The organism is Pseudomonas sp. P4_D7 (assembly GCF_056401755.1).
Window position 1 is genome coordinate 332,529 of the sequence record NZ_JBFUIR010000003.1, and the last position, 13,401, is coordinate 345,929.

At 58.7% G+C, this 13,401-nt stretch carries 11 protein-coding genes; 4 read left to right on the forward strand and 7 right to left on the reverse strand.

Annotation, left to right across the window (positions count from 1 at the left end):
* Positions 1–140: 140 nt before the first annotated feature.
* From AC1DVF_RS04450 to AC1DVF_RS04475, 6 genes are all read right to left on the reverse strand, one after another.
* On the reverse strand, positions 141–1,715 hold the full coding sequence (locus AC1DVF_RS04450; RefSeq protein WP_093430968.1) for an ABC transporter ATP-binding protein: 1,575 nt from the start codon (positions 1,713–1,715) through the stop codon (positions 141–143).
* A gap of 9 nt (positions 1,716–1,724) precedes the next feature.
* A complete protein-coding gene (locus tag AC1DVF_RS04455; RefSeq protein ID WP_093430971.1) occupies positions 1,725–2,747 on the reverse strand; it encodes an ABC transporter permease in 1,023 nt (340 codons plus the stop codon).
* On the reverse strand, positions 2,747–3,808 hold the full coding sequence (locus tag AC1DVF_RS04460; protein ID WP_034154280.1) for a microcin C ABC transporter permease YejB: 1,062 nt from the start codon (positions 3,806–3,808) through the stop codon (positions 2,747–2,749). The genes AC1DVF_RS04455 and AC1DVF_RS04460 overlap by 1 nt, the downstream gene beginning before the upstream one ends.
* Positions 3,808–5,676, reverse strand: a complete 1,869-nt coding sequence (locus AC1DVF_RS04465; protein WP_477782077.1) for an extracellular solute-binding protein — start codon at positions 5,674–5,676, stop codon at positions 3,808–3,810. Before AC1DVF_RS04465 ends, AC1DVF_RS04460 begins: the two co-directional genes overlap by 1 nt.
* Before the next feature lie 133 nt (positions 5,677–5,809).
* Entirely contained in the window at positions 5,810–6,091 is a 282-nt protein-coding gene (locus AC1DVF_RS04470) for a peptidylprolyl isomerase (RefSeq protein WP_007912303.1), read from the reverse strand.
* A gap of 98 nt (positions 6,092–6,189) precedes the next feature.
* Positions 6,190–7,059 carry a lipase family alpha/beta hydrolase gene (locus AC1DVF_RS04475; protein WP_320337176.1) on the reverse strand — a complete coding sequence of 290 codons (870 nt, stop codon included), beginning with the start codon at positions 7,057–7,059 and terminating at the stop codon, positions 6,190–6,192.
* 335 nt (positions 7,060–7,394) lie between these two features.
* On the opposite strand from AC1DVF_RS04475, the gene AC1DVF_RS04480 reads away from it, so the two are divergent.
* The gene (locus tag AC1DVF_RS04480; RefSeq protein WP_460091154.1) at positions 7,395–8,474 is read left to right on the forward strand and encodes a hypothetical protein; all 1,080 of its coding nucleotides are present in this window, start codon (positions 7,395–7,397) and stop codon (positions 8,472–8,474) included.
* Positions 8,475–8,528: 54 nt separating this feature from the next.
* Here AC1DVF_RS04480 and AC1DVF_RS04485 read toward each other — a convergent pair whose 3' ends face one another.
* On the reverse strand, positions 8,529–9,605 hold the full coding sequence (locus tag AC1DVF_RS04485; protein WP_477782078.1) for a 3-deoxy-7-phosphoheptulonate synthase: 1,077 nt from the start codon (positions 9,603–9,605) through the stop codon (positions 8,529–8,531).
* 733 nt (positions 9,606–10,338) lie between these two features.
* Between AC1DVF_RS04485 and AC1DVF_RS04490 the strand changes: the two genes are divergently transcribed.
* From AC1DVF_RS04490 to uvrC, 3 genes are all read left to right on the forward strand, one after another.
* Positions 10,339–10,782 carry a GNAT family N-acetyltransferase gene (locus AC1DVF_RS04490; protein WP_477782079.1) on the forward strand — a complete coding sequence of 148 codons (444 nt, stop codon included), beginning with the start codon at positions 10,339–10,341 and terminating at the stop codon, positions 10,780–10,782.
* Between the two features lie 127 nt (positions 10,783–10,909).
* The gene (gacA, locus tag AC1DVF_RS04495; protein ID WP_016984198.1) at positions 10,910–11,551 is read left to right on the forward strand and encodes a response regulator transcription factor GacA; all 642 of its coding nucleotides are present in this window, start codon (positions 10,910–10,912) and stop codon (positions 11,549–11,551) included.
* Between the two features lie 2 nt (positions 11,552–11,553).
* Positions 11,554–13,377: an excinuclease ABC subunit UvrC gene (gene uvrC, locus AC1DVF_RS04500; RefSeq protein WP_093430986.1), complete on the forward strand. Its 1,824-nt coding sequence runs from the start codon at positions 11,554–11,556 to the stop codon at positions 13,375–13,377.
* Positions 13,378–13,401 lie beyond the last annotated feature (24 nt).

Genomic DNA, 13,401 nt, shown 5'->3' on the forward strand with positions numbered 1-13,401 from the left:
TGTGCCGGCCCTTTCGCGAGCAAGCTCGCTCCCACAGTGAACCGGGTTGTTCACAAATGTTGTAAACGACCGTGAACCTTGTGGGAGCGAGCTTGCTCGCGAAAGCCGTGACCCGGTTTCAGGTCGAGCACAGATTATGCCTACCCCGGATGCGCCGCCGCCAACAGCTCTTTGGTGTACGGATGCTGCGGCGCATCAAACACCTCATGGCTGGCGCCACGCTCGACCACTTTGCCGTCCTTGATCACGATCATGTCGTGGGCCAGGGCGCGCACCACCGCCAGATCGTGGCTGATGAACAGATAGGTCAGACCGTGTTTTTCCTGAAGCTGGCGGAGCAGGGCGACCACTTGTTTCTGCACCGTGCGATCCAGCGCCGACGTCGGCTCATCAAGCAGGATCAGCGCCGGTTTCAGCACCAGAGCTCGGGCGATAGCGATGCGTTGGCGCTGGCCACCGGAGAATTCGTGGGGATAGCGATGGCGACTTTGCGGGTCGAGACCGACCTCTTTGAGTACACGGATGACTTGCTCATCGCATTCATCAGCCGTCGACTCGCAGTGCACTTCCAGGCCTTCGCTGATGATCTGCGCGACTGACATGCGCGGGCTGAGGCTGCCGAACGGATCCTGAAACACCACCTGCATCTGGCGGCGCCATGGGCGCATTTGCTTCTGACTGAGACCGTCGAGTGCCTCGCCCTGAAAGCGGATACTGCCTTCGGAGTCGAGCAGGCGCAGGATCGCCTGACCCAGCGTCGACTTGCCCGAACCCGACTCGCCGACGATGCCCAGCGTCTTGCCACGCTGGATGCTCAGGCTGATGCCATCCACCGCCCGCAGGTACTGCTTGCGCTGGAACAGACCGCCACCGACGACAAACTCAACCTTGAGATCGTCAACCTCCAGCACGTTTTCGCGCTCATCCCGAGGCAGTGCTTCGCCTTCGGGCTCGGCGTTGAGCAGCACGCAGCTGTAAGGATGCTTCGGTTCGGTAAACAGGGTTTCGCAGGGTGCCTGCTCGACGATTTCCCCGGCCTTCATCACGCACACGCGTTGCGCAATGCTGCGCACCAGATTGAGGTCATGGCTGATCAGCAGCAGCGACATGCCCAGGCGCTGTTGCAGGGATTTGAGCAGCAGCAGGATCTTGCGCTGCACGGTCACGTCAAGCGCGGTGGTCGGTTCGTCGGCGATCAACAGCTCCGGTTCGCAGGCCAGGGCCATGGCGATCATCACCCGTTGGCGTTGTCCGCCGGAAAGTTGATGCGGGTAAGCCTTGAGGCGTTCCTTGGGTTTCTGGATGCCCACCAGTCCGAGCAGTTCGAGGATCCGCGCCTGCGCCGCTTTGCCGCCGAGGCCACGGTGCAGCAGCAGGGTTTCGCCGATCTGTTTTTCGATGGTGTGCAGCGGATTCAGCGAGGTCATCGGCTCCTGAAAAATCATGGCGATGCGGTTGCCACGCAGTTCGCGCAAGACTTTGGGATCGGCGCCGATCAGTTCCTGTCCGCGATAGCGAATGCTGCCAGTGGTTTGCGCTTCGCTTTCGGGCAGCAATTGCAGAATCGAATGGGCAGTCACCGATTTGCCTGAACCCGACTCGCCAACCAGGGCCAGACACTCACCGGGGCGAATGTCCAGGCACAGGTCGCGCACCACGCTCTGGTCATGGAAGGCAACGTTGAGGTTACGGATTTCAATCAGGTTGTCAGTCATGGCCACGCTTCAGGATCGAGGGTCGAACGCGTCACGCAACGCTTCGCCGATGAACACCAATAAAGAAAGAATCAGCGCCAGGGTGAAAAACGCCGTCAGCCCGAGCCACGGTGCTTGCAGATTCTGTTTGCCCTGACCGATCAACTCACCCAGCGAGGCGCTGCCGGCGGGCATGCCGAAACCGAGAAAATCCAGCGCGGTGAGGGTGGAAATCGCCCCGGTCAGAATGAACGGCAAGTAGCTCAATGTTGCATTCATGGCGTTGGGCAGAATGTGCCGGAAGATCACCTTGCGATCGCTCAGGCCCAGCGCGCGGGCGGCTTTGACGTACTCCAGATTACGTCCGCGCAGGAACTCGGCGCGCACCACATCCACCAGCGCCAGCCATGAGAACAGCGCCATGATCCCCAGCAGCCACCAGAAATTCGGCTCGACGAAACCGGAGAGGATGATCAACAGGTACAACACCGGCAGCCCCGACCAGACTTCCAGCAAGCGCTGCCCGAGCAAATCGACCCAGCCACCGTAGTAGCCCTGCAATGCCCCGGCGGCGATGCCGATCAGAGCGCTGACAAAGGTCAGCATCAAGGCAAACAGAATCGACACCCGAGCACCGAAAATCACCCGCGCGAGCACGTCTCGCGCCTGATCATCAGTGCCCAGCCAGTTGACCGCCGTCGGCGGGCTCGGCGCCGGTTTGTTGAGGTCGTAGTTCGGTGTGTCGTCACTGAACGGAATCGGCGGGAACAGTAGCCAGCCGCCGTCCTTGCGAATCAGGTTCTGCACATAGTCGCTGCGGTAATCGGCCTGGAACGGCAGCTGTCCGCCGAACTCCTGCTCGGTGTGGCGCTTGAACACCGGGAAGTACCACTGGTCCTGATAGCTGACGACCAGAGGCTTGTCATTGGCGATCAACTCACCACCCAGTGTCACCACAAACAGGCCGATAAACAGCCATAACGACCACCAGCCACGACGGTTTTTCTTGAAGCGCTCGAAGCGCCGGCGGCCCAGAGGCGAGAGCTTGAACATCAGGCGTTCCTCGCAGCGAAGTCGATACGCGGGTCGACCAGCGTGTAACACAGGTCACCCACCAGTTTTATCAGCAGGCCGAAGAGGGTAAAGATGAACAGCGAACCGAACACCACCGGATAATCCCGCGAAACTGCTGCTTCGTAGCTCATGCGCCCAAGACCATCGAGGGAGAAGATCACTTCGATCAGCAAGGAGCCGGCGAAGAACACACTGATGAACGCCTGCGGGATACCGGACACCACCAGCAGCATCGCGTTGCGGAACACATGGCCGTACAGCACGCGACGCTCGCTCAGGCCTTTGGCGCGAGCGGTCACCACATACTGGCGGGTGATTTCATTGAGAAACGAGTTCTTGGTCAGGATGGTCAGCGTGGCGAAACCGCCGATCACCAGTGCCGTCACCGGTAGCACCAAGTGCCAGAAGTAGTCGGCAATCTTGCCGAGGGTCGACAGCGATTCGAAGTTGTCCGACACCAGGCCACGCACCGGAAACCAGTTCAATGACGTGCCGCCGGCAAACACCACGATCAGGAACATCGCAAACAGAAACGCCGGCATCGCGTAGCCGATGATGATCGCCGTGCTGCTCCAGATATCGAAATGACTGCCATGGTGCACGGCCTTGCGGATCCCCAGCGGGATCGACACCAGATAGGTGATCAGTGTCGCCCATAGCCCGAGGGAAATGGTCACCGGCATTTTTTCCAGGATCAGGTCGGTGACTGTCGCGCCACGGAAAAAGCTTTTGCCGAAATCCAGTTGCGCGTAGTTCTTCAACATCAGCCACAAACGTTCATGGGCCGGTTTGTCGAAGCCGTACTGTTTTTCGATGTCCTTGATCAGTTGCGGATCGAGGCCGCGACTGGCGCGGGAAGTACCGCTCATGGTTTCGCTGGCGCCGCCGCCGACACTGGCGCCGCCGATCCCTTGCAGGTGAGCGATGGCCTGTTCCACCGGACCGCCGGGCGCGGCCTGGATAATCACGAAATTGACCAGCAGGATGATCACCAGCGTCGGGATGATCAGCAGCAGGCGCCGCAGTATGTAACCCCACATCAGTGCGGCCCTCCGGGTCTGCCACGGGCAATTTTTTCCGCGGTCATCTGCTGATTGGTCAGCGGTGTGCTGCTGATTTCCCACCAGCTCTCGATGGCTTCGTCATTGCTGGCTTGCACCGACGGTATGCCGAAACGGTTCCACCACACGGTCGAGGTGCCCGGTGGATAGTAGTTGGGAATCCAGTAGTAATTCCATTGCAGGACCCGGTCCAGGGCGTGCGCGTAATGCAGCATGTCGGACTGGGTGGAGGCGCGGATCAGGCCGTTGATCAACGTATCCACGGCAGGATTTTTCAACACCATGTAGTTGTTCGCGCCTGGGTCGTTGGCCGACGCGGAGGCGAAGTAATTGAGCAATTCGCCCCCCGGCGAGGTGCTGACCGGGTAGCCGGTGACGATCATGTCGTAGTCGCGGCTCATCAGGCGATTGACGTATTGCGAGGAGTCGATACGGCGGATGTTCAGATCGATGCCGATCTGTTTCAGCGTGCGCTTGTACGGCAGCAGCAAGCGATCCATGCCGTTCTGGCTGACCAGGAAGGTGAAGCTCAGTGGTTCGCCCTGGGCGTTCACCAACTGATCGCCATCCGGTTTCCAGCCCGCCTGTTCGAGCAGTTCGAGGGCCTGCAACTGTTTGTCACGGATGACACCGCTGCCATCGGTTTTCGGCGCCTCGAAGACTTTAGTGAAAACCTCTTCGGGAACCTGGTCGCGCAGCGGTTCGAGGATTTTCAGTTCCTGCGCATCGGGCAGTTCGCTTGCCGCCAGTTGTGTGTTGGAAAAGTAGCTCTGCTGGCGGATATACATACCGCGCATCATCTGCCGGTTGCTCCACTCGAAATCCCAAAGCATGGCCAAGGCCTGGCGTACGCGGCGATCGGCGAACATGGGTTTCTGCAGGTTGAACACAAAACCCTGGGCTGACTGTGGCGCCTCGGTGGCCAGATGCGCCTTTTGCAGGCGTCCGTCGCTCAGTGCCGGGCTGTCATAGCCGATCGAGTAGCCAGTGGCCGAAAACTCGCGGTTGTAGTCATAGGCGCCACCGCGCAGCACTTGGCGGGCGACGTCGGTATCACCGAAGTACTCGATGCTGAAATGATCGAAATTGTACAAGCCACGACTGACCGGCAGATCCTTGCCCCACCAGTCGGCGTTGCGTTCAAACGTGATACTGCGCCCCGAATCGACCTTGCCGACTCGATACGGGCCGCTGCCCAAGGGGGCTTCATAACCGCCGCCGCCGGCGAAATCGCGACTCTTCCACCAATGCTCGGGGAATACCGGCAGGGTCGCGACGTCCAGTGGCAGGGTGCGGTTTTCATTACTCTTGAAATCGAAGCGCACGGTTAGCGGCGCTTCGACTTCGACGCCTTTGACGTCGGCAAACTGGGTGCGATAACGCAGGCTGCCCTGGGTCATCAATAAATCGTAGGTGTAACGCACGTCTTCGGCGGTGATCGCTTTGCCGTCGGCGAAGCGTGCCTTGGGATTGATGTAGAAGCGCAGCGACAGACCATCGTCCGAGCGTTCCATCTTTTGCGCGACCAGACCGTAGACCGTGTAAGGCTCGTCGAGCGAACGCTGGGCCAGCGGCGAATAGAGCAAGCCATCGATCTGAGTGACGCCGATGCCTTTGTCTATATAAGGAAGGACATGGTCGAAGTGGCCGATCTCGATGGCCGAGCGACGCATTGTCCCGCCCTTTGGCGCTTGCAGGTTGGTGTAGTCGAAATGACTGAAACCGGCAGGATACTTGGCAGGTTCGCCATAAACGGTCAACGCGTGTTGCGGTGCAGCGTTTGCGCCGGTGGCGCCCGTCAACAGGGCGAGGGCGGTGAGCATCAATGTGGGGAAAACCAGTCGCATTGTCAGCCTTGGAACCGGGAAATCGATAAGCGCAAGTTGTACGCTACAGGCGCGTCAGTCGCCAGCCGTATATGTAACTGAAACACAACGGCCCACCAGAAGGCGGGCCGTTGGCAAGCAATCAGGCGACGGATCAGTCCTGACGGCTGGTGACTTCCAGCAGGTGATAACCGAACTGGGTTTTTACCGGACCTTGCACGACGTTGATTGGCGCGCTGAAGACCACGGTGTCGAATTCCTTGACCATCTGGCCAGGACCGAACGAACCCAGATCACCGCCCTGACGGCTCGATGGGCAGGTGGAGTTGGCCTTGGCAACTTCGGCGAAATCAGCGCCACCTTCGATCTGGGCCTTGAGTTCGTTGCACTTGTCTTCGCTGGAAACCAGGATGTGGCGGGCAGTGGCTTTAGCCATGGGGAAACTCTCCAATCTATTTCAGTAAAAGTGTGGAGCCTACCGGATTCAGTGGGCGAATTCTCGGCAAAGTTCCGTTCGATTGTCCGTGGCCTTGATCAGAGATTCGCGGCTCGCAAACGTTCAGCATGTTCGACGTACAGCTCAATCGGGTCGAGCAGTGCGGTTGCCGTGCTGGCCGTGCGGCGCAGGCTGCCCAGATGGTCCAGCGGGTAGTCGGAGCGGATCACTTGCCCCAAGTGAGAACTGAAGCGGCCAACGAAGCCGTCATTCTGCTGCGTTTCGGTCATGAAGTACTGCGATAACGCGTGGCAAATGCTTTGGGTTGGATCGAGTGTCGACGGGCTGTTGGCCGGCAGGACGCCGCTCCATGAGTAATAGCGTACGCCGTTGACCTGTTCCGGGCCTTGTCCGCCCCAAGTGCTGGGCAATCCCTGCGGAAACTTGTCGTTGAACTCGCCTACGCCTTCGGTCGTCAGTGCATTGAGCGCCGCCAGTGCATTCTGCGGCAAGGTGACACTGCCACTGAGCAACGATAGAAAATCGGCAAATAGCGTCGCTATATTTTGGGCGACGACCTCCGGCAGTCGCCCGGGTATCAGGGCCTTACGCAGAAAGTCGGCCAGTTCCGAACCGTGATTCGGGCCGCTGACGGAGGTTACGGAAGCGACGGCGTGTGGCGCGAGCGCCGCAGCGTATCGAGCAGCCAGTGCTCCCTGACTGTGTCCTATGAGGTTGACTTTGTCTGCACCTGTGCCTCGCAAGACACGATCAATCTGTGCAAGTAATTGTTCACCCCTGGTTTCGTTTTTATGGGTGGCAGAAAGGTGCGGAACAAACACTCGGCTGCCGGCCGTTTTCAGAGCGTCCTTTACGTCATGGAACAGCTCGAAGTGACCGATGCGCTCGAATCCGAACAGGCCATGTACCAACAGGACGGGATAGCGAGTTGAAGCATTCCGTTGCATGTTCTTACCTTTTTCGCAGAAGTTCATCGGGGAATCCGGAGGCCACTCTAAAACACTCATCCCGTTGAAGAAGTAAGAAGGGGCTTCTCTTGGCCGTTGAATCTGGACTAGTGGCTGTACGAATTTTCAGATACTTATGAAATCCGAATCGGAAGTTGAGGACATCTTTCGCTCGGTTGATGGCGTTTTTGCGTAGTTTGCCTACCCGGTGGGAGGCCTTTGCCGGGTGTTCGCGGCGGCTGAGGCTGACATCGAAAGTGTGCGCAATAGCGTTCAATGTTGGCTGTCGACGCCGCCCATGAAAGCGGCGTTCTTTCCAAGGAATGGAGCCACTAATGCACACGCACGAAGTCGAGTTTTGCTACCGGATGCGCCACCCCGCCAGCCCCTGTGTTTCGAACGAACTGCTGCCAGCGGCAATCGTTGATAGTCTGAAGGGGGCGGTGCTTGATCCATCGCTGGGCAAGGTCGTTGTCCGTATTGCTCCTTATGCAAACATGAGCTGCGGCGATCAGTTGCTCTTGAGTTGGGACGGTCTGGACATAGAGGGCTTTGCTTATCAGCATGAAATGGTTCGCTATATCAGCGAAGCCCAGGTCGGCAAAGACATCGTTTTCGTGATCAAAGGCCTGCACATCGCTGCACTGGATGGCGGTTCGCTGGCGGTCTACTGGAAACTGCTCAGTGCGCGCTCGGCTGAACCGGCGGTGTCTGCCCGTGTGCATTTGTCCGTGGGTGATGTCCGGCAACAATTGCTTGCACCGATTGTCGAGGGGGCCATCGGAGGGGCGCTGGATCCGGCGCGGGTGCCGGACGGCACGCTTATCGTGCTCCAGCCTTATGCCCGAATGGCGGCGGGGGATCGAGTCACGTTGCTGTGGGGCGCTGACGCATTGTCCGCAACGTTCAGCGACAGCTTGAAGGTCGAAGCCTTTGCTGTCGCAGACGTACTGTCATTCTGGGTTGAAGGGGCGCACATCGCTGCTCATCTCGGCGGCGAGGTGGTGGTGCGCTATCAGGTCGAGCAGGCGGGCGGAGTCATTCGCGAGTCCGAGGCGGCAAGAATTCTCGTTACCCCGTTCCTGCGGGGAGAGCTTGAGGCTCCCGATGTACTTGAAGCTGAAGACGGCGTGCTGTTGAAAGAGGACTCCGTCGATGGCGTCACCATCGTGATCGGTAATGCCCGGACGCAGGAAGGCGAGTTGGTCTATCTCAAGTGCGACGGGGAACTGTTCAATCATCGGGATGACCGTGAAATCACTCGGGAGACGGCGGGGAAGCCGCTGATCTTCATTGTGCCGCACCGATTCTGGCGTGAGCACCATGGCACGACCGTGCGGGTGGCCTACACGGTTGAACGTCTGGACGATGTCAGTCAGACGTCTGCGGCCACACAGGTGCGAGTGGAGGGGTAACGCGGCGTGACCAGCCCTGCGGTTTGCAATAAATCCGCGGGGCTGGCCGGATAATCAGCCTTTTGTCTGTGTACTGAGGCGTTGAGAGGCGTCCAGCAGCAAACGCTCCGTTGCGCTGAAACCGAGGCAGCCATCGGTAATCGAAACCCCGTAACGCAGGGATTCGCTCAGCGGCTGGCAGCCCTCGAACAGGTGAGACTCGATCATCATGCCGATCAGAGAACGGTCACCTTGCAGGCGTTGCTCAAGCACTTGGTTGAAGACGCCAGGCTGGCGTAGCGGGTCCTTGCCACTGTTGGCGTGGCTGCAATCGACCATGATCCGGCTCGGAATCTTCAGGCGATCCAGGTCGGCATGGATTTTGGCCACGCTCTCGCGATCATGGTTCGGCCCTTTATGGCCGCCGCGCAGAACGAGGTGGGTGTCGGGGTTGCCTGGCGTTTGAATGGTGGCTGGATGGCCCTGACTATCGACGCCGAAATGCCGGTGCGGATGGGCTGCCGAACGCATGGCGTCAACTGCAATGGCGGCACCGCCGTCGGTGCCGTTCTTGAAGCCGACGGGCATGCCCAATCCGCTGGCCATCTCCCGATGGATCTGCGATTCAGTGGTACGCGCGCCAATGGCCACCCAGCTCAACAGATCATCGAAGTAACCGGCAGCCATGGGTTGCAGCAGCTCGGTGGCCACCGGCAGGCCGAGGCGGATCATTTCCAGCATCAGCTCACGCGAAAGCGTAAGGCCGCCAGCCATGTCATCACTGCCATCCAGATGCGGGTCGTAGGCCAGACCTTTCCAGCCGACCGTGGTGCGCGGTTTTTCGACATAGGCTCGCATCACCAACAGCATTTCGCCGCTGACTTCCTCAGCCAGTCGAGCGAGCTTGCCAGCGTATTCGAGTGCGGATTGCGGATCATGGATAGAGCAGGGCCCGACGATGACCAGCAGGCGCTGATCCTGGCCGTTGAGAATGGCGCGAACCGCCTGACGGTGGGCGGTGACTTGCTGGCTCAAGGCATTGCTCAGGGGCAATTGCTGTTTGAGTTGCAACGAGCTGGGCAGACGCAGAGTCAATGCTTCGTTGGCAGGATTCAGGGTGGACAGCGGCAGAGCAGAAACGGACGAGTTCATATTCGGTCTTCCTGGGCTGGCGGCGGGTTCTCCCGCTCGCTCGGCCCTACTGGGGTGTTCGACAATTGGCCGTATTGGCTACGTGTGTGTGCTTGCCACCTGTAGGTGACCGATCGGAGGCGGCAGGCTGTCCCGAGCGGAAGCTGGTAAATCGCCAGGCGTTAAAGCTGTCGTAACGGTAATAAGTGGCGTAGTTCATTTCGTGAATCCTCAAAGTGTCTGGTGTGTTGCTGAAAAGTTTGGGGCTGAAAAAACAAAACCCCCGGTCGGGAGGCCGACCGGGGGTTGAGAATTCTCTGGTAGGCGACCCGTTGTTATGGGYGCCGTTTGGGTATCAGGCGCGCCAGTGGCTAAACCAATACCCAAAATAAAAGCTGACCGGAGCGCAAACGTCATTCACCCGGGCAGCCGCAACCGAGCGCAAGGCGCTGGCGGTACGAAGCTGTAAGAGGGCGTTGAACATGGTCTGTCTCCAATGAATGGGCCGAGCTTACTAGAGGGCGATACGCCTCAGCAATYAGAAATTGCTATCGCGTAATCAACAAAGCATCTATTGCTAGCGTCGCGCTGGAGTTGTGACATTCTGCATTTCGCTTGATGACCAAGGATGAACCGTGTCGACACAAAACATTGCTGCTGCTCAGTCTCTGCTCATTGCCGATGATCTGTTGGTCAAGGCCGAGCGCGTCGTGGGTGCGTGGCTGGGGCGAATTGTTCCTGTTGTGCAAGCCTGATGACATTCCACTTACGATTGGCGGTTCCAGAAGATCTGGCGTTTGCCCGTGATCTTACCTGTCAGAACATGCTGCGCTACTACATTCGCCATGACCTGCTATGGCAGGACGAAGCGTTCGACGTGGCATGGTTGGGGCGGCAAAACTGGCTGATAGTGACGGGTGATGTGCCAGTGGGCTTTCTCAGTCTCAGTCGGGATATGCGCGCGCTGTACATTCGTGAACTGCAGGTTGCTGAAACGCATCAGGGGCAGGGCGCTGGTTCTTGGGCGATCGATCAGGTTATCGACATGGTCCGCAAAGAAAGACGCCCGGCTCTACGCCTGACCGTATTTGAAAATAATCCGGCGAGAAACTTGTATGAGAGAAAAGGACTACAGGTTCAGGGCGCGGACGAGTGTTTTCTGCGAATGCAGCTTGATATCAGTACACATGTGCTCTGAAACCCACGGCCGGCAAGCCTTCAATGATGAATTGAAACTTTTTAAATGACGCTTTCCGCTAGGTCTGCGTGGCACTTTTTGCTAAGGTGTCCGGCATCCCAATATGACCATATCGCGAGGTGTCTGCTTGATTAGGGTGCTAGTGGTCGATGACCATGATCTCGTTCGTACAGGCATTACACGTATGCTGGCCGATATCGATGGCTTGCAGGTGGTTGGCCAGGCCGAATCCGGGGAAGAGTCTCTGATCAAGGCTCGAGAGTTGAAGCCCGATGTGGTGCTGATGGACGTCAAGATGCCTGGCATCGGCGGCCTGGAAGCCACGCGCAAACTGTTGCGCAGTCATCCGGATATCAAGGTGGTCGCGGTCACGGTGTGTGAGGAGGATCCTTTCCCGACACGCTTGTTGCAGGCCGGTGCTGCGGGTTATCTGACCAAGGGCGCGGGTTTGCCGGAAATGGTCCAGGCGATTCGCCTGGTATTTGCCGGCCAACGCTATATCAGTCCGCAGATTGCCCAGCAATTGGCGATCAAATCCTTCCAGCCCTCCAACGACTCTCCCTTCGATGCCTTGTCCGAGCGCGAAATTCAGATCGCCTTGATGATTGTCGGCTGTCAGAAGGTTCAGATCATTTCCGACAAATTGTGCCTGTCGCCGAAAACCGTGAACACCTACCGCTATCGTATTTTCGAGAAGCTTTCGATCAGCAGCGATGTCGAGTTGACCCTGTTGGCGGTTCGTCACGGCATGGTTGATGCCAGCCTCTGACCATGACTGAAACATTCGATTCCGGCGCGTTTCTGTCGACAGTCAGCGGGCGCCCAGGCGTCTATCGCATGTTCGACAGCGATGCACGCCTGTTGTACGTGGGCAAGGCCAAGAACCTGAAAAAACGCCTGGCCAGCTACTTTCGCAAAACCGGCCTGGCGCCGAAGACTGCCGCGTTGGTGGGGCGCATTGCGCAGGTCGAAACGACCATCACCGCCAACGAAACCGAAGCGCTGCTGCTTGAGCAGACGCTGATCAAGGAGTGGCGACCGCCGTACAATATCCTGCTGCGCGACGACAAATCCTATCCCTATGTGTTTCTGTCCGACGGCCAGTTTCCGCGCCTGAGCATTCATCGCGGGGCCAAAAAGGCCAAGGGCAAGTACTTCGGTCCCTATCCGAGTGCCGGCGCCATACGTGAAAGCCTGAGTCTGCTGCAAAAGACCTTCTTCGTTCGGCAGTGTGAAGACAGCTACTACAAGAACCGTACCCGTCCATGTCTGCAGTATCAGATCAAGCGCTGCAAGGCGCCTTGCGTGGGGCTGGTCGAGCCTGACGTGTATGCCGAAGACGTGCGCCACTCGGTCATGTTTCTTGAGGGGCGCAGTCACGCGCTGACCAACGAGCTGTCCACGGCGATGGAGGAGGCGGCGATCAACCTGGAGTTCGAACGAGCCGCCGAGTTGCGTGACCAGATCGCGCTGCTGCGCAGGGTTCAGGATCAACAAAGCATGGAAGGCGGCACAGGGGACATCGATGTCATCGCGGCATTCGTCAACCCGGGTGGCGCCTGCGTGCACCTGATCAGTGTGCGTGGCGGGCGCGTGTTGGGGAGCAAGAATTTCTTTCCGCAAGTCGGCATCGAGGAGGACGTGTCGGAAGTCATGGCCGCGTTTCTTGGCCAGTATTTCATCAGCAGCCCTGAGCGCGATTTGCCGAGCGAACTGATCGTCAACGTGGTGCATGAAGATTTTCCAACGTTGATCGAAGCGATCCATGAGTTGCGTGGTCGCGAGCTTGCCATCAGTCACCGGGTGCGCGGTACGCGGGCACGCTGGCAGCAACTGGCCGTCACCAACGCCGAGCAGGCGTTGGGCGCACGCCTGGCCAACCGCCAACACACCGCCGCGCGCTTTGAAGCCTTGGCCGAAGTGTTGAATCTCGATGAACCGCCGCAGCGCCTGGAATGCTACGACATCAGCCATTCCAGCGGTGAGGCGACGGTTGCTTCCTGTGTGGTCTTTGGCCCGGAAGGCGCGATCAAGTCGGACTACCGGCGCTATAACATCGAAGGGGTCACGGCGGGTGACGACTATGCCGCCATGCATCAGGCCTTGACGCGACGCTTCAGCAAACTCAAGGAAGGCGAGGGCAAGTTGCCAGACATCTTGCTGGTGGACGGTGGCAAGGGCCAGCTGTCGATGGCTCGCGATGTTCTCAACGAGTTGGCCGTACCAGATCTGATTCTGCTCGGTGTTGCCAAAGGCGCTACTCGCAAGGCGGGCTTCGAAACGTTGTATCTGAATGATGCGGCGCATGAGTTCACCTTGCGTGGCGACTCGCCGGCGCTGCACTTGATTCAACAGATTCGCGATGAGGCGCACCGCTTCGCGATTACCGGACACCGCGCACGCCGAGGCAAAACCCGCCGTACGTCAACGCTGGAAGGCGTTGCCGGCGTTGGGCCGACCCGACGTCGCGACTTGTTGAAACATTTTGGTGGATTGCAGGAGCTGACTCGTGCAAGCATCGAAGAGATCGCCAAAGCCCCGGGGATCAGTAAAAAGCTCGCAGAGTCGATTTATGCGAACCTGCATAGCGAGTAGAATGCCCCTTCACCTCGTAGCCAG